We start from the raw sequence: 22063 nt of genomic DNA on the forward strand, positions 1-22063 counted from the left end.
CGTCATGGTGCTCGGTGGTGGCCCCGGTGGCTACTCGGCCGCCTTCCGTGCCGCCGACCTGGGCCTGAACACCGTCATCGTCGAGCGCGAAGCCACCCTGGGCGGGGTCTGCCTGAACGTCGGTTGCATCCCCTCCAAGGCGCTGCTGCACGTGGCCGCCGTGATCGACGAGACCGCCGCGATGGCCTCGCACGGCGTCACCTTCGGCAAGCCCGAGATCGACATCGACAAGCTGCGCGGCTACAAGGACAAGGTCATCGGCACCATGACCGGTGGCCTGGCCGGCATGGCCAAGGCGCGCAAGGTGGCGGTGGTCAATGGTGACGGCCAGTTCGCCGGCCCCAACCACATCGAAGTGACCGCCGCTGACGGCAGCAAGAAGGTGGTGCAGTTCAAGCACGCCATCATCGCCGCCGGTTCCTCGGTGGTGAACCTGCCGTTCGTACCGCAGGATCCGCGCATCGTGGACTCCACCGGCGCGCTGGAACTGCGCCAGGTGCCCAAGCGCATGCTGGTCATCGGTGGCGGCATCATCGGCCTGGAAATGGCGACCGTCTATTCCACCCTCGGCGCGCGCATCGACGTGGTCGAGATGATGGACGGCCTGATGCAGGGTGCCGATCGCGACATGGTCAAGGTCTGGCAGAAGTTCAACGAGAAGCGCTTCGACAACGTCATGGTCAAGACCAAGACGGTGGCCGTGGAAGCCCTGGCCGAAGGCATCAAGGTGACGTTCGAAGCCGCCGAAGCCGGCGCCACCGCCCCCGAGCCGCAACTGTACGACCTGGTGCTGGTGGCCGTGGGCCGCAGCCCCAACGGCAAGAAGGTCTCGGCCGACAAGGCCGGCGTGATCGTGGGTGATCGCGGCTTCATCCCGGTGGACAAGCAGATGCGCACCAACGTCCCGCACATCTTCGCCATCGGCGACCTGGTGGGCCAGCCCATGCTGGCGCACAAGGCCGTGCATGAAGGCCACGTCGCCGCTGAAGCGATTGCCGGCGAGAAGAGCTTCTTCGACGCCAGCGTGATCCCGTCGGTGGCCTACACCGATCCCGAAGTGGCATGGGTCGGCGTGACCGAAGACGAAGCCAAGGCAAAGGGCATCAAGATCGAGAAGGGCCATTTCCCGTGGGCCGCCTCCGGTCGCGCCGTGGCCAATGGCCGTTCGGAAGGCTTCACCAAGCTGCTCTTCGACGCCGAAACGCATCGCGTGATCGGCGGCGGCATCGTCGGCACCCATGCCGGCGACATGATCGGCGAAGTGGCCCTGGCCATCGAGATGGGCGCGGACGCCGTGGATATCGGCAAGACCATCCACCCGCACCCGACCCTGGGCGAGTCCCTGGGCATGGCTGCGGAAGTGGCCGAAGGTCATTGCACGGACTTGCCGCCGCAGCGCAAGAAGTAAGCGCAGCCAGCAGCAAAGCAGCAACAAGAAAATCGGCGGACCATCTGGTCCGCCGATTTTTTTTACCTACCCGCCATGCCGCTCAAGCTGAATGGAACCAACTAAAGCAACTTCCCCGGATTCATGATCAGGTTGGGATCGAAGGCCTGCTTGATGCGCAGCATCAGCTCCATCTCCAGCGGCGACTTGTAGTGCTGCAGCTCGTCGCGCCGCAACTGTCCCACGCCATGCTCGGCGCTGATGCTGCCCTGCAGGTCGGTGACCAGGTCGTGCACCAGGCGGTTCAGCAGCAGCGTGGCCTGCTTGACGTCTTCATAGGTCGAGGACAGCGGGATCATGACGTTGAAATGCAGGTTGCCATCGCCCAGGTGGCCGAAGTTGATGATCTGCGCGGCCAGGCCGCAATCGGCGATGAGCGCCTCGGCCTGCGCCACGAAGCCGGCGATGGCCGAGATCGGCAGGGCGATGTCGTGCTTGATGACCTTGCCGGCGCGTACCTGCGCCTGCGAGATGCCTTCGCGGATTTTCCACAAGGCTGCGGCTTGCGTGCCGCTGGTGCAGAACATGGCATCGCTGATCGTTTCGTCCTCCAGGGCCTGGCCCAGTACCTCTTCCAGCATCGCCTGCAGGCCCAGGTCTTCGGTATCGGCCAGTTCGATCAGGGCGTTGTAGGGCGTCGCCCGGGCCAGCGGGGCGCGGGTGTCGGTGACGTGCTGCAGTACCAGCGCCAGCGAGGCGGCCGACATCATTTCAAACGCCACCAGACGGTCGCCGCAACGGGCGCGGGTGCGCGCCAGCAGGTCGGCCAGTTGTGCCGGCGAGTCGGCACCGACCCAGGCCGTGGCGCGGGCGTGCGGCTGCGAGAAGAGCTTCAGCACCGCGCCGGTGATCACGCCCAGCGTGCCTTCCGAGCCGATGAAGAGATCGCGCAGGTCGTAGCCGGTATTGTCCTTGCGCAGGCCGCGCAGGCCGTTCCAGATGCGCCCGTCGGGCAAGACCACTTCCAGCCCCAGGGCCAGTTCGCGCATGTTGCCAAAGCGCAGCACGGCGATGCCACCGGCATTGGTGGCGAGATTGCCGCCGACCGTGCAACTGCCCTCGGCACCCAGGCTCAGCGGGAAATAGCGTCCCGCGCCGCGTGCCGCCTCCTGCGCATGCGCCAGGATCACGCCGGCATCCACGGTCATGGTGTTGTTGATGGGATCGACCTCGCGCACACGGTTCATGCGGGTGGTGGAGAGGATCACTTGCGCGCCGCTGTCGTCCGGCGTGGCGCCACCGCTCATGCCGGTGTTGCCACCCTGGGTCACGATGGGGGTGTGGGTGAGATGGCACAGCCGTACCACCTCGGCGGTCTGCGCCGTGTCGGCCGGACGCACCACCACCGCCACGCGGCCCTGCCACTTGCCGAGCCAGTCCTTGAGATAGGGTGCCTGTGCCTCGGCGTCGGTGACCAGTCCGGCATCGCCGACGATGGCGTGCAGCTGGCGGATCAGTTCCTGGGTGTTCTCGCTCATGTCAGACCTCATGCTCCATGCCAGTTCATCTTGATACGGCCGATGGCCATTGCCGCAGCGGCCTGGCTGGGCTCGACCACGGGCAGGCCCAGCGCCTGCTGCAGGGGATCGCGATAGGCCGCCATGCCGGCGCAGCCCATGACGATGACATCGGCTCCATGTTCGTCGCGCAGGCGGCGGCCGACCTCGGTCATGCGCGTCAGCGTGCGTTCGTATTGCGCCAGTTCGGTCACGTTCAGGCCGATGGCCAGCTCGCCGGCCAGTCGTGCCTGCACCCCCATGGCGCCATAGGCGCGCAGATGGCGCGGGATCGAGCCCGGCAGGATGGCGATCACGCCAAAGCGTTGGCCCAGCGTCAGGGCGGTCAGTACGCCGCTTTCCATGATGCCCAGCACTGGGACGTCCACCGCCTCGCGCACCGCATGCAGGCCGGGATCGGAGTAGCAGGCGATCACGAAGGCTGCTGCCCGGGGACGCAAGGAGCGCGCCAGCGCCACCAGTTGCGGTGCCACGCTGTCCACGTCCTGCTGGGTCTGGATGCCGGGTGGCCCCGACTGCAGCGACAGGCATTCGATGGCCGGTCCGCCCGCCATGCGCAGCGGCGCCATGGCGGCGTCGATGCCGCGCGTGACGGCGGCCGTACTATTGGGATTGATGATGAACAGGGCAGGGCCGTCGGCGGGGGCAATGGACATGATGGTTTCTCGCGGGTTCTCGCAAAACAGGAGTCAGCACAGGCAAGGACTGTACCCCAGGCCGACGGGCATGCTCCTTGCTCATTTGTCGGTTCCCCTTAACATGCTGTTATGCGCGACGAGGATCCATGGCACTGAACCTGCGCCAGATCGAGGTATTCCGGGCGGTCATGACGACCGGCTCCATCAGCGGCGCCTCGCAATTGCTGTTCGTCTCCCAGCCGGCGGTGAGCCGCCTGCTGTCCCACACCGAGCAACGGGTGGGCTTCGCCCTGTTCGAACGCATCAAGGGCCGGCTCTATGCCACGCCCGAGGCCAAGAAGCTGTTCCACGAGGTGGAGCACGTCTACCAGGCCGTGCAGCGCGTCAACGAGCTGGCCACCGACCTCTCGGAAAACCGCAGCGGCATCCTCAACATCGTCTCCAGCCCCAGCATCGGGCAGATGCTGATCCCGCAGGCCATCGCCCTGTTCCGCAACCGGCATCCGGATGTCAAGCTGACCTTCCACTGCCTCAATTACGGCTACCTGAAGGATCGCCTGCTGGCGCGCCAGGCCGACCTGGGCATCATCATCCTGCCCATGGAACACCCCAGCCTGCAGGTCACGCCACTGTGCAGCAACCGGCTGGTGTGCGTGCTGCCCTACAACCATGAGCTGACCCGGCGCGGCACCCTGAGCCTGGCCGATCTGCGACCCTTCCCGCTGATCTCCTACAACCGCGATTCCCCCTTCGGCGGCATCGTCGGCCGCTTCTATCAGTCCGAGGAAGAACCGCTGCGACCCATCATGGAAGTGGGCTCGCCGCAGAACGCCTGTTCCCTGGTACAGATGGGCGCCGGGGTGGCGCTGGTGGATGAATTCTCGGTGCGCAGCTGGGCCGGTACCAGCCAGATGGTGGTGCGTCCGGTGGCGCGCGCGCCCATCCTGCGGGCCAACCTGGTGCATGTGCGCACCGAGCCGCTGTCGCAGCTGACCCAGGCCTTCGTCGCCGAGTTGCAGCAGCTGGTGCGGGCCCAGGGCTACGGCCTGCCGCATGAAGAGGAGGTGAATGGTATCGATGGCGAGCATTAACACCACGTTAAGGCGTGCGCACAAAAAGGCATGCGACAAGCACGGATGACTCCACGACAATCGTTTCCATCCTGTCCGGCCTGGCCCAGCGCCCGGTCGCCGCTGCCACCATCTCTTCATGGAATGTCGCGCATGTCTTCTTCGTCCACATCTGCTTCTTCGCTGGCCACCGCACGCGGTGTCTACACCATCTGCCCCACGCCCTTCCACGCCGATGGCGGTCTGGACCTGGGCAGCATCGCCACCCTGGTCGAGTTCCAGATCCAGGCCGGCGTCTCGGGCCTGGCCATCCTCGGCTTCCTGGGCGAGGCACACAAGCTCTCCAATGCCGAACGGCGCGCCGTGACCGCCACCTTCGTCAAGTGCGCCGCCGGTCGCGTGCCGGTCTGGGTCGGGGTGCGCGCATTGGGCCTGGCCGGTGCCATCGAGCAAGCCACCGAAGCCGCCGAGGCCGGCGCTGCCGCCGTCTTCGCCGCACCGCTGGACATGGCCTCGGACGCCGTGCAGTTCGATTACTACAAGTCGCTGGCGGCGGCCCTGAACATCCCGGTGGTGATCCACGATTTCCCCGACTCCTTCGGCACCGAGATCAAGGCCGAAGTGATCGCCCGACTGGGCCGCGAAGGCGGTGTCAACTTCATCAAGATGGAAGAGCCGCCGGTGGGCCAGAAGATCAGCCGCATCCGCGACCTGGCGGGCGAATCCATGCGCATCTTCGGTGGACTGGGCGGCGTGTATTTCCTGGAAGAATTGCAGCGCGGCGCGGTCGGCACCATGACCGGCTTTGCCTTCCCCGAAATCCTGGTGCGCATCTATGACCAGTTCGCCGCCGGCGACCTGGCCGGTGCCGCAGCCACCTTCGACAAGTATTGCCCGCTCATCCGCTATGAATTCCAGCCCAAGATCGGCCTGTCGCTGCGCAAGTATGTCTACCGCAAGCGCGGCGTGATTTCCAGCGACGCCATCCGCTCGCCAGGCATGCGCATCGATCCCGAGACCGAGCGCGAACTGGAAGCCGTGATCGCCCGCGTGGGCCTGGACCTCAACCAGCGCGGCGCGCTGGTCATCCGGTAAGGAGCCGCGCATGGACTTGGGAATCGCCGGACGTCGCGCACTGGTCTGCGCCTCCAGCAAGGGGCTGGGCCTGGCCTGTGCCATTTCTCTGGCGCGCGAAGGCGTGGCCGTGACCATGACCGCACGCGGCGCCGAGGCGCTGGAGGCGGCCGCACAGCAGGTGCGTGAGGCTGCCGGTGCCACCGTCATCGCCGTAGCCGGCGACATCACCACGCCCGAGGGCCGCGCCCTGGCGCTGGCGGCCTGTCCCGATCCGGACATCCTCATCACCAACGCCGGTGGCCCCAAGCCCGGCGACTTCCGCGAGTGGTCGCGGGAAGACTGGATCGCCGCGGTGGACGCCAACATGCTCACCCCCATCGAGCTCATCAAGGCCACCGTGGACGGCATGATGAAGCGCGGCTTCGGTCGCATCGTCAACATCACCTCCGGTGCGGTGAAGGCGCCCATCGACATCCTCGGCCTGTCCAACGGCGCACGCTCCGGGCTGACCGGTTTCGTCGCCGGCCTGGCGCGCAAGACCGTGGCCCACAACGTGACCATCAACAACCTGCTGCCGGGCCCGTTCGAGACCGATCGCCTGCTGGCCACGGCCGCCGCCGCTGCCCGCGGGACCGACAAGAGCGTGGAGCAGGTCCTGGCGGCCCGCCGCGCCGCCAATCCGGCCGGCCGTTTCGGCCAGCCCGGCGAATTCGGCGATGCCTGCGCCTGGCTGTGCAGCGCCCAGGCCGGCTTCGTCACCGGGCAGAACCTGCTGATGGATGGCGGCGCCTATCCCGGCACTTTCTGAACGCAGACTCCGATAAGGAAGGCAATGAGCATGGACTTCGACCTCACCATCCGCAACGGCCGCATCTCCACCGACCGTGACACCTTCGTGGCCGACATCGGCGTCAAGGATGGCGTGATCGTGCGCATCGCACCGGGCCTGTCGCCCGGGCGCGAAGATATCGACGCGGCCGGTCGCTGGGTGCTGCCCGGTGGCATCGACAGTCACTGCCACATCGAACAGCTTTCCGGCATGGGCATGATGTGTGCCGACGATTTCTATTCCGGCACCGTGTCGGCGGCCTTCGGCGGCACCACCACCATCATTCCCTTCGCCGCCCAGCATCGCGGCAAGCGCATTCCCGACGTGATTGCCGATTACGCGCAACGCGCCCGGGAGAAGGCGGTGATCGACTACGGCTTCCACCTGATCCTGGCCGACCCTGACGAGCAGGCATTGCAACACGACCTGCCGCAGGCCATCCGCGACGGCATCACCTCGCTGAAGGTCTACATGACCTACAACGCCTTGAAGCTGGACGACTACCAGCTGCTGGACGTGATGGCGCTGGCCGGCAGGGAAGGGGCGCTGGTGATGATCCACGCCGAGAACCACGACATGATCCGCTGGCTCGCCTCGCGCCTGCTGGACCAGGGCCATACCGCACCCAAGTTCCACGCAGTGGCGCACGACCCGTTGGCCGAAGCCGAAGCCAGCAACCGCGCCATTGCACTGTCGCGCCTGATCGGCGTGCCGGTGCTGATCGTGCACGTGGCCGGCGCCGAAACCGTGCAGACCATCCGCAATGCCAAGCTGCTGGGCGCGCAGATCTATGCCGAGAGCTGCCCGCAATACCTGTTCCTTACCGCCGAGGATATCGACCTGCCCGGTGTGGAAGGCGCCAAGTATTGCTGCAGCCCGCCGCCGCGCGACGCCAATGCTCAGGAGGCGGTCTGGGCCGGCCTCAAGGATGGCACGCTGGGCATGTATTCCTCCGACCACGCACCTTACCGCTTCGACGAAAGCGGCAAGCTGCCGCGTGGCGAAGACACTACCTTCAAGGAAATGGCCAATGGCGTGCCCGGCATCGAACTGCGCCTGCCGCTGCTGTTTTCCGAAGGCGTGCTGGGCGGGCGCATCGACATCCACGAATTCGTGCGACTGACCGCCACCAACCACGCCCACATGTATGGCCTGTCGCACTGCAAGGGCAACATCGCCGAGGGCCTGGATGCCGACCTGGTGATCTGGAACCCCGAACGCGAAACCACCATCACGGCCGACCTGTTGCACGACAACGTCGGCTACACCCCCTATGAAGGCCGGCAGATCAAGGGCTGGCCGGAAGTGGTCACCAGCCGTGGCCGGGTGGTGATCAGCGAGGGCGAACTGAAAGTGCAGCGCGGATCGGGCCGCTATATCGCGCGGCAGTGTCCGGAACCGGCCAGCATCGCGCAACGGCCATCGCGCAGCAATCTGCCGGGCTTGCTCGGCCTCAAGGGAAAAGCATGGGAGCAGCAATGAACGCAAGCAATCACAAACGCTTCGGCCTGGCCGTGGCGCAGATGGGGCCGGTGCAACTGGCCGAGGATCGTGCCACCGTGGTGCGCCGCCTGCTGGAGATGATGCGTGAAGCCGCCTCGCGCGGCGCGAAGATGGTGGTCTTCCCGGAACTGGCACTGACCACCTTTTTCCCGCGTTACTGGATGGAAGACCAGGCCGAGGTCGATGCCCGTTTCTTCGAGTCCGAGATGCCGGGGCCGCAGACCCGCCCGCTGTTCGAACTGGCGGCGCAACTGGGCATCGGCTTCTATCTCGGCTATGCCGAACTGACTGCCGAGGGTCGTCACTACAACACCGCCATCCTGGTCGATGACAAGGCGCAGATCGTGGCGCGCTATCGCAAGATCCATCTGCCCGGCCATAGCGATCACAAGCCCGAGGCGCCGTTCCAGCACCTGGAGAAGAAATACTTCGAGGTCGGCAACGATGGCTTCGGCGTTACCGACATGCTGGGCACCCGCATCGGCCAATGCCTGTGCAACGACCGCCGCTGGCCCGAGACCTACCGCGTCATGAGCCTGCAGAGCGCGCGCATCGTCGCGCTGGGCTACAACACGCCGTCCTGGAATATCCACTGGAACGAGCCGCCGCACCTGCGCATGTTCCACCACCTGCTGTCGCTGCAGGCCAATGCCTACCAGAACGGCCTGTGGGTGGCGGCCGCCGCCAAGTGCGGGTTTGAAGACGGCTTCCACATGATCGGCGGCTCGGCCATCGTCGCGCCTTCCGGCGAGATCGTGGCGCAGGCCCAGGGCGAGGAAGACGAAGTCATCTTCGCCAACTGCGACCTGGGCCTGGGCGAGACCTTCCTGCAGCACGTCTTCAATTTCGCCAAGCACCGTCGTCCCGAACACTACCGCCTCATCGTCGAACGCACCGGTGCCGGCGAACCGCTGGCGCCGTCCGAACTGTCCACCTGAATCCTGTCCACCTTCCACCCAATCGAGGAGTGTTGCGATGTTGCCCTTCCTGGCCCTGCCATCCAAGTTATCCCTGAAGTGTTCCCTGCTGGTCGCCCTGTCGGCCAGCGCGCTGCTGTCGGCCGGGGCATTCGCCCAGGGCGCGCCGCTGCGCACCGGCGTGGATGCCACCTTCGCCCCGCATGCCATGGTCAAGCTGGGCGGCGGCCTGCAAGGCTTCAACATCGACCTGGGGGAAGAACTGGCGCGCCGCCTGGGCCGCAAGATCGAGATCGAAGGCACAGAATTCTCAGGTCTGGTACCAGGCCTGAACGCCAAGAAATACGACTTCGTGCTGGCGCCGGTGACCGCCACCCCCGAGCGCGCCAAGGCCATGCTCTTCACCGAGGGCTACCTCGATACCGACTACACCTTCGTCATCAAGAAGGGCGCGCCCGCCATCACCGCCCTGGAAGACCTCAAGGGCAAGACCATCTCGGTCAACAAGGGCTCGGCCTATGAACTGTGGGCGCGTGACAATGCGCCCAAGTACGGCTTCAAGTACGACGTCTACGGCAACAACGCCGATGCCGTGCAGGCGGTGCAATCGGGACGTGCCGACGCCAACCTAGCCGGCAGCACGGTAGCGGCCTGGGCCGCCAAGCAAAACCCGGCGGTGCAGACCACCTATACCGTCAAGACCGGCCTGGTCTGGGCGCTGGCCTTCCGCCTGGACGACAAGGCCGGCCGCGACGCCGCCGGCATGGCGCTCAAGTGCATGAAGCAGGACGGCACGATGGGCAAGATCGCCCAGAAGTGGTTCGGCTATACCCCCGCACCAGACGCCACCGTGGTCAAGGTCGGCGTGGGGCAGGGCGTGCCGGGCCTGGATGGCTACGACCCGACGCCGGTCACGCTCAAGTGCCACTGATCCTGGCCCGTTTCACCGGATGAATCACCCATGAACCTTGCCGCCCCCATCCTCGAAATCGTCGGCCTGCACAAGTCCTATGAAGGCAATACGGTCTTGCGCGGCATCGACCTGCGTGTGCGCACCGGCCAGCTGATCTGCGTGATCGGCCCGTCCGGCTCGGGCAAGAGCACCATGCTGCGTTGCTGCAACCGGCTGGAAGAACCCAGTGCCGGCCAGATCGTGGTGGATGGGGTGGACATCATGCACGCCCGCACCGACCTCAACGCCGTGCGCCAGCAGATCGGCATGGTGTTCCAGCAGTTCAACCTGTACCCGCACCTGAGCGTGCTGGGCAACGTGATGCTGGCCCTGAAAAAGGTGCAGAAGCACTCGCATGCCGAGGCCGAAGCCCGTGCCCGACGGGCGCTGGAGCAGGTGGGCATGCTGGAAAAGGCGGCCGCCTATCCCGGCCAGCTGTCCGGTGGCCAACAGCAGCGCGTGGGCATTGCCCGCGGCATCGCCCTGCAGCCCAAGGTGATGCTGTTCGACGAACCCACCAGCGCGCTGGATCCCGAACTGGTGGGTAGCGTCCTGGAGGTCATGCGCCAGCTGCGCGAGGCCGGCATGACCATGCTGGTGGTCACGCACGAGATGGCCTTCGCCCGGGCGGCGGCTGACCGCGTGGTGTTCATGGACGGCGGCGTGATCGTCGAGGAAGGCCCGCCCGAACAGATCTTCGGCGATCCCCAGCAAGCCCGCACCAAGGCCTTCGTGGCCCGCTACGCCGCACAGCACTGAGCCATGGAGCAATTCCTCTTTACCTTCTTCAATGCCGAGATCGCCGCCCGCTACTGGCCGGATATCCTGCGTGGCATGGGCGTGACCGTCCTGCTGAGCCTGGCCGTGATCGGCGCCGGGCTGCTGCTGGGCCTGTTGCTGGCGGTGCTGCGCGCCACCGGCAAGCGCGGCCTGGTGTTCATGGTGGTGGCCTTCGCCGATGTCATGCGGGCCTTGCCGCCGCTGATCCTGATCATCGTGCTGTTCTTCGCCTTCCCCTACATCGACCTGTCCATGTCGTCCTTCACTGCCACCTGGCTGGCGCTGAGCCTGGTGCTGGCGGCCTACGCCGAGGAAAGCATCTGGGCCGGCATCGCCGCCTTGCCGCGTGGCCAGAGCGAAGCGGCGCGCTCCACCGGCCTGTCCTGGGGCCAGACCATGGGCGCGGTGATCCTGCCGCAGGCCTTGCGCATGGCCGTACCGGCGCTGACCAACCGCGTCATCTCGATCACCAAGAACACCGCGCTGGGCTCGGTGGTGGCCCTGTCGGAAATCCTCAATACCGCCCAGGCCGCCAGCAGCAATGCCGGCAATCCCACCCCGCTGATGCTGGGGGCGGCGGCCTACCTGCTGATCTTCATTCCGGTGGTCTTGTTCGCGCGCTGGCTGGAAACCCGCTGGCGCTGGAAACGATAGGAGAGGGCGCCCATGGAAGCCTTGCTGCAGAATTTCTTCAACCTGGAGGTCTATCGCCAGGTGCTGCCCTTCCTGCTGGGCGGCCTGTGGACCACGGTCTGGCTGTCGCTGCTGGTGATTCCCATCGGCGTGCTCTCGGGCCTGCTGCTGGCCTTGCTGGCCACCCAGAGCCGTTCACGCGCGGTGCGCATTGCGGTGGCGGTGTATGTGGACTTCTTCCGTTCCTTCCCGCCGCTGGTGCTGCTGATCCTGATCTATTTCGGCGCCCCCTTCCTGGGGCTGGAGCTGCCCAAGCTGGTCGCCGTGGCACTGGGCTTCATGTTCAACAATTCCAGCTATTTCGCCGAGGTGCTGCGCGCCGGCATCGAAAGCGTGCCCAGCGGCCAGATGGAAGCGGCACGCTCCACCGGCCTGTCGCGCTGGCAGGCGCTGGCCTATGTGGTGGTGCCGCAGGCGGCGCGCAATGCGCTGCCCGACCTGGTGGGCAACTGCATCGAGGTCATCAAGCTGACCACCATCGCCAGTGTGGTGGCCCTGCCTGAACTGCTGCGGGTGGCGCGCGACGCCCAGTCGCTGGTCTACAACCCGTCGCCCATCGTGCTGGCGGCGCTGCTCTACCTGATCCTGCTGCTGCCGCTGGTGCGCTGGCTGTCGCGGCTGGAACACCGGGGCCGCAGCCTGCACTGATTCCACTGCCTTTCCCGCTAATGCCGTTCAGATAAGCTTGTTACCAGCCCGAAAGCTTGCTCAGACTTTGCTTGCTCCACCGCTGACCGTTCGTCCTGAGTAGCGGCGTAGCCGCGTATCGAAGGCGCGCCACAAGCTGAGCAGCGCCCCTTCGACAGGCTCAGGACAGGCTTCGATGCGGCCCTAAAGGGCCTACTCAGTCCGAACGGTTTCAGATGGCTTGAAGAGAACCAAGCAAAATCGCTGCGCCAAAGTCATCTGGCGCGGCGATTCTTTCTTGACTGAACTGTATTACTGTCTTTCCCTCGCTCTTTCTTCCCCGCTTAATACGCCGGCCGCTTCAGGCCGGCGTTTTCATTCCGCCGCACCACACTGTGTCGTCATCGCGACAGGGCCGCCACGGTGCAAAAGGCGCACCGGTGCGGCGCTGCATGCCTGTCTTTGGTGAGTTCCCAGCCGCGAAATGCGCAGAAATCAGGCTTTCCAGCCTGGCACGCTGTTTGCATAAAACGAGCAAAACGGTTTTTATATAAACCATCAGTTTATATATGGAACAAAATAAGTCATTTTGTTTTGAGATATCTGCTATATTGACTGCGAATATCTCCCATATATAAATTGCTGTTTCATATATGGAACGTTTCGGTGCCCGGCAGGAGGCACCCGTCCGCAGAGACGGCAGCCGGGAAGAATAGCTGGGGCGCAACAGCGCGCTATGGCAATCAGCAGAGGCAACATGATCGAAATCGAATTCCGCAAGGTCGGCAAAAGCTTTGTCGATCGCCAGACGGCGCAAGCGCGCGCCGCTGTCACCAACGTCAACCTGTCCATCAAGAGCGGCGAGGTGGTCTCCATCATCGGCCCCTCCGGCTGTGGCAAGAGCACCCTGCTCAACATGGGTGCCGGTCTCTACCTGCCCACCGAAGGCGAAGTCTTCGTCGGCGGCGAGCGCGTGACCAAGCCGGTCCGCAAGGTGGCCTTCATGCTGCAGAAGGACCTGCTCATGCCCTGGCGCAATATCCGCGCCAACGTCACCCTGGGCCTGGAAATCGACGGCATGCGCGAGGCCGAGCGCCGACGCATCGCCGACGAGCTGCTGGCCAAGTGCCACCTCAAGGGCTTTGAAGAGCATTACCCGTACCAGCTCTCCGGCGGCATGCGCCAGCGCGCTGCGTTGGCCCGCACGCTGGCGGTGGACCCGCAGGTGCTGCTGCTGGACGAACCCTTCTCGGCCCTGGATGCGCAGACCAAGATGGTGCTGCAGCAGGACCTGGCCAAGATGCTTTACGAAAAGAAGAAGACCGCGCTCTTCATCACCCACGATCTGGTGGAAGCCATCGCCCTGTCGGACCGCCTGCTGGTCATGAGCGAGCGTCCCGGCACCATCGTCGAGGAAATCGTGGTGGACCTGCCGTTCCGCGACAACCCGCTGGAGCGTCGCAAGCTGCCCGAGATCGGCCCCTTGCAAGGGCGCCTGATGGAACTGCTCAAGGTGGGCAAAGAGACCGCCGAGCTGCACTGATTTCACGCTGCATCTTCACCCGTCAACAGAGAGACCCCAAGGGAGAGCCAGAAACATGAAGAACCTGTTCGCATCCGCCTGTAGTGCACTTGCCCTGGTCGCCGCCACGGGCGCCGCCGTCCTGCCCATGGCCGCGCACGCCGCGCCGGAAGAAGTGACCTACCTGCTGCCTGCACCACCCAATTCGCCGGCCTTCGCCCCTTGGGTGCTGGCCCAGCACAAGGGCTATTACGCCGATGAGAACCTGAAGGTCAGCTTCATCGTCGCCAAGGGCGGCGTGGACGTGGCCAAGCAGATCGGTGCCGGCAATGCCGTCATCGGTGGCGCCATCGGCGACACCCCCATCGTGGTGCGCGCCAACGGCATCCCGGTCAAGGCCATCGCCGTGCTGGGCGCCGGTTCGGTGACCATGGTGGCGGCCAATCCGGCCGACGGCATCAAGGGCCTGAAAGACCTCAAGGGCAAGACCGTCACCGTGATGTCCTATACCGACACCACCTATTACGCCTTCCTGGGCAGCCTGAAGACGGCCGGCCTGTCCAAGACCGACGTGCAGATCCAGGCCGCCGGCCCCTCGGGTGTCTGGCAGCTGTACACCTCGGGCAAGTCGCAGGCCTTCGCCGGCGTGCCGGACTGGGTGGTCAATGCCACCGATGCCGGTGCCAAGGTCGAACTGCTGGACAACGGCGGCTTCAAGAGCATGGCCCAGGCCATCCTGGCCTCCGACGACACCATCAAGAAGAACCCGGAGCTGCTCAAGCGCCTGGTGCGCGCCACCCTGCGCGGCATGCAGGACATCATGAAGGACCCCAAGGCCGCCGCCGATGACTACGTCGCTGCACTGCCCACCTACAAGGGCAAGGAAGCCAGCATCCAGGCCACCTTCGAGATGTACAACAAGTACGTCTACGCCAACCAGAAGACCCTGGGCCAGATCGACCAGGCGCGCATGGAAGCGGTGCAGAAGTTCTACGTCAGCGAAGGCATCGTCACCAAGGCCACGCCGGTCAACGAGCTCTTCACCAACCAGTTCGTCGGAGTCGCCAAGTAATCATGAATACCACCACAGCCAAAGACCTGACCATGTCCAGTCCCGAGCCAACGTCCTCGCCCAATCCGGTCAAGCCGACGGCGCGCCGTCCGCTGTTGAACGACAAGGCCCGCACGGTATGCGGCAGCCTGGCGCTGCTGGTGGTGTTCATCGCCGCCTGGCAGTGGGGCCCGGGCATGCTGGGCATGCCCGAATACATCCTGCCCAACTTCATGCAGGTGGTGCGTGAAGCGGTGGTGATGTGGAACAACGCGCAACTGTTGCAGCACTTCGGCATCACCGCCATGGAAGTGGTGTTCGGCTTCCTCTTCGGCGCCTTGCTGGGCCTGGCCGTCGGTGTCGCGCTGGGTCTTTCGCCGCGTGCCGAGGCCATGCTTTCGCCTTACATCCTGGCACTGCAGATCGCGCCCAAGGTGGCCTTTGCACCGCTGTTCGTGATGTGGCTGGGCTACACCATCTATCCCAAGATCATCGTGGCGGTGCTGATCGTGTTCTTCCCGATCATGATCAACGTGCTCTCGGCCATCCGTACCGTCGATCCCGACATGGTCAACCTGGTGCGCACGCTCAATGCCGGCCGCTGGCAGATCTTCCACCTGGTCGAGTTCCGTTCGGCGCTGCCGGCGCTGTTCTCGGGCCTGCGCATCGCCTCCACGCTGTCGGTGATCGGCGTGACCGTGGGTGAACTGGTGGGCGGCAACCAGGGCCTGGGTTATCTGCTGGTCGATGGCGAAGGGCAGGGCAATACCGCCGCCGTCTTCGTCTCCATCGTCGCACTGACCCTGATCGGCGTGGTTACCTACGGGGTGGTGGTCTGGGCCGAACGCAAGGTCCTGCACTACCTGCCCAAGGCCAATACCAGCACCGTCTGAATCCAGAGACTCAACCAGCGCAACAGGAGCAAGCACATGTCAGCAGCAAGCACGGCGACACTTTTGGCGGGACGACGCATTCTGGTCACTGGCGCCGCACGCGGCCTCGGCCTGGCGTTCGTGGACGCCATCGCCGCCGCCGGGGCCACGGTGGCCATGGCCGACATCCTGCAGGAAGAACTGGCGGCCTCAGTGGCCGCCCTGAAACAACGTGGCCTGCAGGTTGAGGGCTTTGCACTGGACCTGGCCGATCCGGCCTCGGTGAAGGCCTGCGCGGCGGCCGCCACGCAATGGCTGGGCGGACTCGATGGCCTGGTCAACAACGCCGCCATCACCAACTCCGGCGGCAAGAGCAGCGAGCAGCTGGAAGTGGACATGTGGGACCGCGTCATGGATGTCAACGTGCGCGGTACCTGGCTGATGACCAATGCCTGCCTGCCGGCGCTGCGTGCCTCGGGGCGCGGCGCGGTGGTGAACCTGTCGTCCGATACCCCGTTGTGGGGCGCCCCCAACCTGCTGGCCTACGTGGCCAGCAAGAGCGCGGTGATCGGCATGACCCGTTCGCTGGCACGCGAGCTGGGCGCCGACAACATCACCGTCAATGCGGTGGCACCGGGCCTGACGCTGGTGGAAGCCACGCAGTACGTACCGCAGGCGCGGCACCAGCACTACCTGGACGGCCGTGCCATCCGGCGCGACCAGTTGCCCGAGGATGTCTGCGGCGCGGTGGTGTTCGCGCTATCGGAGATGGCGCGCTTCTTCACCGGTCAGGTGATGGCGGTCAACGGTGGCTTCGTGATGCATTGAAAACGTATTTCTTGCCAGATCAACCCGGATCACTCCGGACCCCTTCAAGGAGAAAAGCATGACCGATATGTCCGAACAGGAAAACATGGGCCGCAGCTGGGATCGGCCCGCCGGCGCCAGCTTCGCCGACTGGATGGAGTCGCGCGTGGCGCGCCTGTCCACCCGCAAGTACGACTGGAACGCACTGAAGTTCCAGGCCGACTACGACCCCAAGTACCGTCGCGCCCAGATGCGCTACATCGGTACCGGTGGCACGGGTGTGGCGCATGACGCCAACGTCATCCCCTCCGAGCATTTCACCTTCTCGACCATGATCATCCCGGCCGGCCACGAAGGTCCGTCGCACCTGCACGTGGACGTGGAAGAAGTGTTCTTCGTCCTGCGCGGCAAGCTCAAGCTGGTTCTGGAAAAGGATGGCGAGCGCTTCGAGACCATCCTCACCGACCGTGACGTGGTCTCGGTGCCGCCGGGCGTGTATCGCGAAGAGATCAACATCGGTGACGAAGACGCGCTGATGTGCGTGATGCTGGGCGCCAAGAAGCCCATCACTCCGACCTATCCGCCGGATCATCCGCTGACCTCGGTCAAGCGCTGATTGCAGAGCATCACACCATGCATCCTCACACCTCCATCGCCTCCGCCACCGCAGTCAGCTGCGACGACGCCCTGCGCGAACCGCTGGCCCTGCTGGAAGGCCGCTTCGCCGAGGGCAGCGTCGAGGTGCCGGGCGGCCGTGTCAGCTACCGCAGCTGCGGCAGCGGTCCGGTGGTGGTGCTGTTGCATGGCATCAGCTCGGGCGCGGCCTCGTGGTTGCAGTGCGCGCTCAAGCTGGAGTCGCAGGCCCGCGTGATCGCCTGGAACGCACCCGGTTACGGCCGTTCCACACCGCTGACGATGAGCCAGCCCAAGGCGGTCGATTATGCAAAGCGTCTGCAGGACATGCTGCAGGCGCTGGAAGTCGAGCAGTGCGTGCTGGTCGGCCATTCGCTGGGGGCGTTGATGGCCGCAGCCTACCTGGCCCATGGCGATGGCCGCGCACGCCGCACGCTGCTGGCCGATCCGGCGCTGGGCTACGGCGCCGCCAGCAAGCAAGAGCGCGCGCACCAGGTGCGGGAAGAGCGCCTGGGCGCCTTGCGCACCCTGGGCATCGCCGGCATGGCGCAGAAGCCGACGCGCCTGCTGTCGGCCCATGCCAGCGTGCAGGACCACGCCTGGGTGCGCTGGAACATGCAGTGGCTGGACGCCTCGGGCTACACCCAGGCCGTGCAATTGTTGTGCGGTGACGATATCGCGCCTTACCTGCAGGCTGCACCACGACGGGGGTTGTCGGTGGCATGCGGGGCCGAGGACATCGTCACCACCCCGGAGGCCAGTGAAGGGCTGGCCAGGCAGTTCGAACTTCCCTTCAAGCTGGTGGACGCGGCCGGTCATGCCTGCTATATCGAGCAGCCGTCGCAATTTGCTGCGCTGGTCAGCGCGCAACTCACCTCAACCAACTAGAACAGAAAATCATCATGAACAAACCAGTGATGCCAGAAGAAGAGTCGCAAGACAAGTATTCCGTCCCCGGCCTGGAACGCGGCCTGCGCCTGCTGTGCGAATTCAGCCGCCAGGACAAGACCCTGTCCGCGCCCGAACTGGCGCGTCGCCTGGACATCCCGCGCTCTACCGTGTTCCGCCTGCTGGCCACACTGGAACGCATGGGCTTCGTCGAGCGTGCCGACGGCGGGCGTGATTACCGCCTGGGCATGTCGGTGTTGCGCCTGGGCTTCGAATACCTGGCCTCGCTGGAACTGACCGAGATCGGCCGCCCGCTGCTGGACCGCCTGCGCGACGAGATCGGCTACTCCTGCAACCTGGTGGTGCGCGATGGCCGCTCCATCGTCTATGTCGCCAAGTCGGTCACCCAGACCGCCTTCACCAGCCACGTCAACGTCGGCACCCGCCTGCCGGCGCATGCCACCGTGCTGGGCCGGGTGCTGCTGGAAGACCTGAGCCTGCCGCAACTGCGCGCCCTGTATCCGGAAGAACACCTGGAAGTCTTTTCCAGCAACACCCCCAAGACCGTGGTCGAACTGTTCGACATGGTGCAGGCCGACAAGGAACGTGGCTTCGTGCTGCAGGAAGGTTTCTTCGAAACCAGCATCTCCACCGTCGCCGCACCGGTGCGCGATCACTCCGGCAATGTGGTGGCCGCCATGGGCGCCACGATCCCTTCGCCGCACATCGACGCCAGCCAGCTCGACATCATCGTGGCCCGCGTGCGCGATACCGCGGCCGAACTGTCCCGCCTGCTGGACCACGCCCCGCAGGGCGGTGCCAAGGTAGTCAACATGTGGCGGGGCTGAGATGGCGATGACTTCTCTCCAGGGCAAGGTGGCCGTGGTCACCGGCGGCTCTTCCGGCATCGGTCTGGCGACCGTGGAACTGCTGCTGGAAGCGGGCGCAGCCGTGGCCTTCTGCGGCCGTGATGGCGCCCGGCTGAAGGACGCCGAAGCCGCGCTGCGCGAGCGCTACCCGCAGGCCCGCCTGTATAGCGCCCCTTGCGACGTGCTGTCGCAGGAGCAGGTGCAGGCCTTCGCCGCCTCGGTGGAAAACACCCTGGGCGCGGTGTCCATGCTGGTCAACAACGCCGGCCAGGGCCGCGTCTCGACCTTCGCCGATACCGCCGACGAGGCCTGGAGCGAAGAGCTGCGCCTCAAATTCTTTTCCGTGATCTACCCGACCCGCGCCTTCCTGCCGCAACTGCAGGCCATGAGCGCGCAGCATGGGGATGCCGCCATCGTCTGCGTCAACTCGCTGCTGGCCACGCAACCCGAGCCGCACATGGTAGCGACTTCCGCCGCCCGCGCCGGCGTGCACAACCTGGTGCGCTCGCTGGCCACCGAACTGGCCAATGGCGACGCCGCCCGCGTGCGTGTGAACGGCATCCTGATCGGCCTGGTGGAGTCGGGCCAATGGCGCCGCCGCTATGCCGCGCGCGGCCCCGAACTGCAGGACCAGAGCTGGGCCCAATGGACCGCCGCGCTGGCCGCAAAGAAACAGATTCAACTCGGCCGTCTCGGCCTTCCCCGGGAAGCCGCGCAGGCGATCGTATTCCTCGCCACGCCGCTTTCCTCGTACACCACAGGCAGCCATATCGATGTTTCAGGAGGACTTTCCCGCCATGTCTAATACCAACCAGCAAGTGACCGTCGGCTGCGCCATCGCGGCTTTCCTCGAACAGTGCGGCGTGAAGGCTGCCTTCGGCGTGATCTCGATCCACAACATGCCCATCCTCGACGCCTTCGGCGAGCGCGGCAAGATCCGCTTCATCCCGGCCCGCGGCGAAGCTGGCGGCGCCAACATGGCCGACGCCTATGCCCGTACCACCGGTGGCCTGGGCGTATGCCTGACCTCCACCGGCACCGCCGCCGGCAATGCCGCCGGTGCCATGGTGGAAGCCTTGACCGCCGGTACGCCGCTGCTGCACCTGACCGGTCAGATCGAGACGCCTTACCTGGACCAGAGCCTGGCCTACATCCACGAAGCGCCGGACCAGTTGAGCATGCTCAAGGCCATCTCCAAGGCGGCCTTCCGCATCCGTAGCGTGGAGACGGCCATCAGCACCATCAAGCTGGCCGTGCAGACTGCACTGACCCCGCCGATGGGCCCGGTCTCGGTGGAAATCCCCATCGACATCCAGGCTGCCCTGATCCCCATGCCCAGCAACCTGCAACCGCTGGCCCTCCCGCAAAGCGTGCCGTCGGCGCGCGCGCTGGATGAACTGGCCGAGCGCCTGATGAAGGCCAAGCGTCCGCTGCTGTGGCTGGGCGGCGGGGCGCGGCATGCTGGCGCGCAGGTAAAGCGCCTGATGGACCTGGGCTTCGGCGTGGTCACCAGCACCCAGGGTCGCGGCATCGTGGCCGAGGATGATCCGCGCTCGCTGGGCGCCTTCAACCTGCACAAACCGGTCGAGAATTTCTATCAGAGCTGCGACGCCATGCTGGTGGTCGGCTCGCGCCTGCGCGGCAACGAAACCCTGAAGTACGAACTGAAACTGCCGCGTCCGCTGTATCGCGTGGATGCCGATCCGGCTGCCGAAGGTCGCTGCTACACCAGCGATTATTTCGTCTGCGGTGATTCGGCGCTGGTACTGTCCGGCCTGGCCGACCGCCTGGCCGCGCTGAAGGTCGATCCGGGCTTCATGGCCGACCTGCAGAAGGCACGCGATACCGCCGTGCATGGCCTGGTCGATGGCCTCGGCCCCTATAGCGCCCTGGTGGAACAGTTGCAGCAGGCGGCCGGCCGCGAGTTCAACTGGGTGCGCGACGTCACCGTCTCCAACAGCACCTGGGGCAACCGCTACCTGCGTATCTTCGATCCGCGTGCCGGCGTGCATGCGCTGGGCGGCGGCATCGGTCAGGGCCTGGCCATGGGTATCGGCGCGGCCATCGGCGCAGCGGTCACGCAGTCCGGCAAGAAGACCTTCACCCTGGCTGGTGATGGCGGCTTCATCCTCAACCTGGGTGAGCTGGCCACGGCCGTGCAAGAACAGGCTGACATGGTGATCGTGCTGATGAACGACAAGGGCTACGGCGTCATCAAGAACATCCAGGATGCGCAATACGGCGGTCGTCGCCACTACGTGGACCTGCACACGCCCGATTATGCCGAACTGTCCTCGGCGCTGAAGCTGCGTCACCAGCGCGTGGGCAACCTGGCCGAGGTGGCCGGGGCGCTGGACGAGGCGCTGTCGCAGAAGGGCCCCTTCCTGCTGGAGATCGACATGCTGACCATCGGCAGCTTCAAGACGGCCTTCGCCGGCCCGCCGGTCAATCAGACGGAAAACGTGGAAAGCGCGGAAAGCGCGGAAAAGGCCGCCGCCGCAGCAGCAGCCGTGGTCGCCGCTGCCGCCACCGCGGCCACCGCCTGAGGAGCCGAGCATGCTGCACGTATCGATGATCGGATGCGGCGCCATCGGCGTGGGCGTCATGGAGATCTTGAAGAGTGATCCCGAGGTCGCCTTCGACATGGTGGTAGTGCCGGAGGCGCATATGGAGCGCGCCCGCAGCACCGTCTCCACACTGGCGCCGACGGCCCGGGTGGTGTCGCGGCTGGGGGACGAGCGTCCCGACCTGCTGATCGAATGCGCCGGCCACCAGGCCATCGCCGAACACATCATCCCGGCGCTGGAGCGCGGCATCCCCTGCATGGTGGTGTCCATCGGCGCCTTGTCCGAACCTGGCCTGGTCGACAAGCTGGAAGCCGCCGCCCGCGCCGGCAAGACCCAGGTGCAGCTGCTCTCCGGCGCCATCGGCGCCATCGACGCCCTGGCCGCGGCCAAGGTCGGCGGGCTGGAATCGGTGGTCTATACCGGCCGCAAGCCGCCGCAGGCCTGGAAGGATACGCCGGCCGAGGCCGCCTTCGATCTGGATGCGCTCAAGGAACCGACCGTCATCTTCGAAGGCAGCGCCCGCGAAGCGGCGCGCCTGTATCCCAAGAATGCCAACGTCGCCGCCACGCTGTCGCTGGCCGGCCTGGGCCTGGACCAGACCCGGGTGCGCCTGTATGCCGATCCGGGCGTGAGCGAGAACGTGCACTACGTGGAAGCGCGGGGCGCCTTCGGCGGCTTTGAGCTGACCATGCGCGGCAAGCCGCTGGCGGCCAATCCCAAGACCTCGGCACTGACCGTCTATAGCGTCGTGCGCGCCCTGGGCAATCGTGCCCATGCGCTGTCGATCTGAGCAGTTGAGTATCT

General features: G+C 65.6%; 22 protein-coding genes. 20 read left to right on the forward strand and 2 right to left on the reverse strand.

The window, feature by feature from the left end:
* Window positions 1-1408, forward strand: a 1408-nt coding sequence (lpdA, locus tag HFRIS_RS05795) for a dihydrolipoyl dehydrogenase (RefSeq protein ID WP_006462332.1), incomplete at its 5' end; no start/stop codon positions are given.
* A gap of 101 nt (window positions 1409-1509) precedes the next feature.
* On the opposite strand, the gene HFRIS_RS05800 is transcribed toward lpdA, so the two are convergent.
* Together HFRIS_RS05800 and HFRIS_RS05805 are read right to left on the reverse strand one after the other, a co-directional pair.
* Window positions 1510-2925, reverse strand: a complete 1416-nt coding sequence (locus HFRIS_RS05800) for an FAD-binding oxidoreductase (protein WP_006462333.1) — start codon at window positions 2923-2925, stop codon at window positions 1510-1512.
* Window positions 2926-2933: 8 nt separating this feature from the next.
* Window positions 2934-3620 carry an aspartate/glutamate racemase family protein gene (locus HFRIS_RS05805; RefSeq protein WP_006462334.1) on the reverse strand — a complete coding sequence of 229 codons (687 nt, stop codon included), beginning with the start codon at window positions 3618-3620 and terminating at the stop codon, window positions 2934-2936.
* 128 nt (window positions 3621-3748) lie between these two features.
* On the opposite strand from HFRIS_RS05805, the gene HFRIS_RS05810 reads away from it, so the two are divergent.
* The 19 genes from HFRIS_RS05810 to HFRIS_RS05900 all read left to right on the forward strand — a co-directional run bounded on the left by HFRIS_RS05810 (window position 3749) and on the right by HFRIS_RS05900 (window position 22049).
* Window positions 3749-4693, forward strand: a complete 945-nt coding sequence (locus tag HFRIS_RS05810) for a LysR substrate-binding domain-containing protein (RefSeq protein ID WP_006462335.1) — start codon at window positions 3749-3751, stop codon at window positions 4691-4693.
* Window positions 4694-4825: 132 nt separating this feature from the next.
* Entirely contained in the window at window positions 4826-5767 is a 942-nt protein-coding gene (locus HFRIS_RS05815) for a dihydrodipicolinate synthase family protein (RefSeq protein ID WP_006462336.1), read from the forward strand.
* A gap of 10 nt (window positions 5768-5777) precedes the next feature.
* A complete protein-coding gene (locus tag HFRIS_RS05820; protein WP_006462337.1) occupies window positions 5778-6557 on the forward strand; it encodes an SDR family oxidoreductase in 780 nt (259 codons plus the stop codon).
* 30 nt (window positions 6558-6587) lie between these two features.
* Entirely contained in the window at window positions 6588-8060 is a 1473-nt protein-coding gene (hydA, locus tag HFRIS_RS05825; RefSeq protein WP_039874706.1) for a dihydropyrimidinase, read from the forward strand.
* On the forward strand, window positions 8057-9019 hold the full coding sequence (locus HFRIS_RS05830) for an N-carbamoyl-D-amino-acid hydrolase (protein WP_006462339.1): 963 nt from the start codon (window positions 8057-8059) through the stop codon (window positions 9017-9019). Before hydA ends, HFRIS_RS05830 begins: the two co-directional genes overlap by 4 nt.
* A gap of 37 nt (window positions 9020-9056) precedes the next feature.
* On the forward strand, window positions 9057-9929 hold the full coding sequence (locus tag HFRIS_RS05835) for a transporter substrate-binding domain-containing protein (protein ID WP_006462340.1): 873 nt from the start codon (window positions 9057-9059) through the stop codon (window positions 9927-9929).
* 30 nt (window positions 9930-9959) lie between these two features.
* Window positions 9960-10709, forward strand: a complete 750-nt coding sequence (locus HFRIS_RS05840) for an amino acid ABC transporter ATP-binding protein (RefSeq protein WP_006462341.1) — start codon at window positions 9960-9962, stop codon at window positions 10707-10709.
* Between the two features lie 3 nt (window positions 10710-10712).
* Window positions 10713-11384: an amino acid ABC transporter permease gene (locus HFRIS_RS05845; RefSeq protein WP_006462342.1), complete on the forward strand. Its 672-nt coding sequence runs from the start codon at window positions 10713-10715 to the stop codon at window positions 11382-11384.
* Window positions 11385-11396: 12 nt separating this feature from the next.
* Entirely contained in the window at window positions 11397-12071 is a 675-nt protein-coding gene (locus tag HFRIS_RS05850; RefSeq protein WP_006462343.1) for an amino acid ABC transporter permease, read from the forward strand.
* A gap of 736 nt (window positions 12072-12807) precedes the next feature.
* The gene (locus HFRIS_RS05855) at window positions 12808-13593 is read left to right on the forward strand and encodes an ABC transporter ATP-binding protein (RefSeq protein ID WP_006462344.1); all 786 of its coding nucleotides are present in this window, start codon (window positions 12808-12810) and stop codon (window positions 13591-13593) included.
* Window positions 13594-13648: 55 nt separating this feature from the next.
* Entirely contained in the window at window positions 13649-14644 is a 996-nt protein-coding gene (locus tag HFRIS_RS05860) for an ABC transporter substrate-binding protein (protein WP_006462345.1), read from the forward strand.
* A 2-nt stretch (window positions 14645-14646) separates the two neighbouring features.
* The gene (locus HFRIS_RS05865; protein WP_006462346.1) at window positions 14647-15516 is read left to right on the forward strand and encodes an ABC transporter permease; all 870 of its coding nucleotides are present in this window, start codon (window positions 14647-14649) and stop codon (window positions 15514-15516) included.
* A 36-nt stretch (window positions 15517-15552) separates the two neighbouring features.
* Entirely contained in the window at window positions 15553-16323 is a 771-nt protein-coding gene (locus HFRIS_RS05870; RefSeq protein WP_039874635.1) for an SDR family oxidoreductase, read from the forward strand.
* 58 nt (window positions 16324-16381) lie between these two features.
* The gene (locus tag HFRIS_RS05875; RefSeq protein WP_039874638.1) at window positions 16382-16918 is read left to right on the forward strand and encodes a cupin domain-containing protein; all 537 of its coding nucleotides are present in this window, start codon (window positions 16382-16384) and stop codon (window positions 16916-16918) included.
* Between the two features lie 17 nt (window positions 16919-16935).
* Window positions 16936-17823, forward strand: coding sequence for an alpha/beta fold hydrolase (locus tag HFRIS_RS05880; RefSeq protein ID WP_006462349.1), 888 nt, complete (start codon window positions 16936-16938; stop codon window positions 17821-17823).
* 14 nt (window positions 17824-17837) lie between these two features.
* Complete coding sequence (locus HFRIS_RS05885) at window positions 17838-18671, forward strand: IclR family transcriptional regulator (protein ID WP_006462350.1); 834 nt, start codon at window positions 17838-17840, stop codon at window positions 18669-18671.
* Between the two features lies 1 nt (window position 18672).
* On the forward strand, window positions 18673-19497 hold the full coding sequence (locus tag HFRIS_RS05890) for an SDR family oxidoreductase (RefSeq protein ID WP_039874641.1): 825 nt from the start codon (window positions 18673-18675) through the stop codon (window positions 19495-19497).
* Window positions 19490-21238, forward strand: coding sequence for a thiamine pyrophosphate-binding protein (locus HFRIS_RS05895; protein ID WP_006462352.1), 1749 nt, complete (start codon window positions 19490-19492; stop codon window positions 21236-21238). Before HFRIS_RS05890 ends, HFRIS_RS05895 begins: the two co-directional genes overlap by 8 nt.
* A gap of 10 nt (window positions 21239-21248) precedes the next feature.
* A complete protein-coding gene (locus tag HFRIS_RS05900; protein ID WP_006462353.1) occupies window positions 21249-22049 on the forward strand; it encodes an aspartate dehydrogenase in 801 nt (266 codons plus the stop codon).
* Window positions 22050-22063: the final 14 nt, after the last annotated feature.

The sequence above is a fragment of the Herbaspirillum frisingense GSF30 genome (assembly GCF_000300975.2).
In the GTDB taxonomy this organism is placed as follows: Bacteria; Pseudomonadota; Gammaproteobacteria; order Burkholderiales; family Burkholderiaceae_D; genus Herbaspirillum; species Herbaspirillum frisingense.

What these genes read in the sequence shown, in the direction of transcription:
- HFRIS_RS05800 (WP_006462333.1), bottom strand. Translation starts at nt 2,925, where the DNA reads ATGAGCGAGAACACCCAGGAACTGATCCGCCAGCTGCACGCCATCGTC.
- HFRIS_RS05805 (WP_006462334.1), bottom strand. Translation starts at nt 3,620, where the DNA reads ATGTCCATTGCCCCCGCCGACGGCCCTGCCCTGTTCATCATCAATCCC.
- HFRIS_RS05810 (WP_006462335.1), top strand. Translation starts at nt 3,749, where the DNA reads ATGGCACTGAACCTGCGCCAGATCGAGGTATTCCGGGCGGTCATGACG.
- HFRIS_RS05815 (WP_006462336.1), top strand. Translation starts at nt 4,826, where the DNA reads ATGTCTTCTTCGTCCACATCTGCTTCTTCGCTGGCCACCGCACGCGGT.
- HFRIS_RS05820 (WP_006462337.1), top strand. Translation starts at nt 5,778, where the DNA reads ATGGACTTGGGAATCGCCGGACGTCGCGCACTGGTCTGCGCCTCCAGC.
- hydA (WP_039874706.1), top strand. Translation starts at nt 6,588, where the DNA reads ATGGACTTCGACCTCACCATCCGCAACGGCCGCATCTCCACCGACCGT.
- HFRIS_RS05830 (WP_006462339.1), top strand. Translation starts at nt 8,057, where the DNA reads ATGAACGCAAGCAATCACAAACGCTTCGGCCTGGCCGTGGCGCAGATG.
- HFRIS_RS05835 (WP_006462340.1), top strand. Translation starts at nt 9,057, where the DNA reads ATGTTGCCCTTCCTGGCCCTGCCATCCAAGTTATCCCTGAAGTGTTCC.
- HFRIS_RS05840 (WP_006462341.1), top strand. Translation starts at nt 9,960, where the DNA reads ATGAACCTTGCCGCCCCCATCCTCGAAATCGTCGGCCTGCACAAGTCC.
- HFRIS_RS05845 (WP_006462342.1), top strand. Translation starts at nt 10,713, where the DNA reads ATGGAGCAATTCCTCTTTACCTTCTTCAATGCCGAGATCGCCGCCCGC.
- HFRIS_RS05850 (WP_006462343.1), top strand. Translation starts at nt 11,397, where the DNA reads ATGGAAGCCTTGCTGCAGAATTTCTTCAACCTGGAGGTCTATCGCCAG.
- HFRIS_RS05855 (WP_006462344.1), top strand. Translation starts at nt 12,808, where the DNA reads ATGATCGAAATCGAATTCCGCAAGGTCGGCAAAAGCTTTGTCGATCGC.
- HFRIS_RS05860 (WP_006462345.1), top strand. Translation starts at nt 13,649, where the DNA reads ATGAAGAACCTGTTCGCATCCGCCTGTAGTGCACTTGCCCTGGTCGCC.
- HFRIS_RS05865 (WP_006462346.1), top strand. Translation starts at nt 14,647, where the DNA reads ATGAATACCACCACAGCCAAAGACCTGACCATGTCCAGTCCCGAGCCA.
- HFRIS_RS05870 (WP_039874635.1), top strand. Translation starts at nt 15,553, where the DNA reads ATGTCAGCAGCAAGCACGGCGACACTTTTGGCGGGACGACGCATTCTG.
- HFRIS_RS05875 (WP_039874638.1), top strand. Translation starts at nt 16,382, where the DNA reads ATGACCGATATGTCCGAACAGGAAAACATGGGCCGCAGCTGGGATCGG.
- HFRIS_RS05880 (WP_006462349.1), top strand. Translation starts at nt 16,936, where the DNA reads ATGCATCCTCACACCTCCATCGCCTCCGCCACCGCAGTCAGCTGCGAC.
- HFRIS_RS05885 (WP_006462350.1), top strand. Translation starts at nt 17,838, where the DNA reads ATGAACAAACCAGTGATGCCAGAAGAAGAGTCGCAAGACAAGTATTCC.
- HFRIS_RS05890 (WP_039874641.1), top strand. Translation starts at nt 18,673, where the DNA reads ATGGCGATGACTTCTCTCCAGGGCAAGGTGGCCGTGGTCACCGGCGGC.
- HFRIS_RS05895 (WP_006462352.1), top strand. Translation starts at nt 19,490, where the DNA reads ATGTCTAATACCAACCAGCAAGTGACCGTCGGCTGCGCCATCGCGGCT.
- HFRIS_RS05900 (WP_006462353.1), top strand. Translation starts at nt 21,249, where the DNA reads ATGCTGCACGTATCGATGATCGGATGCGGCGCCATCGGCGTGGGCGTC.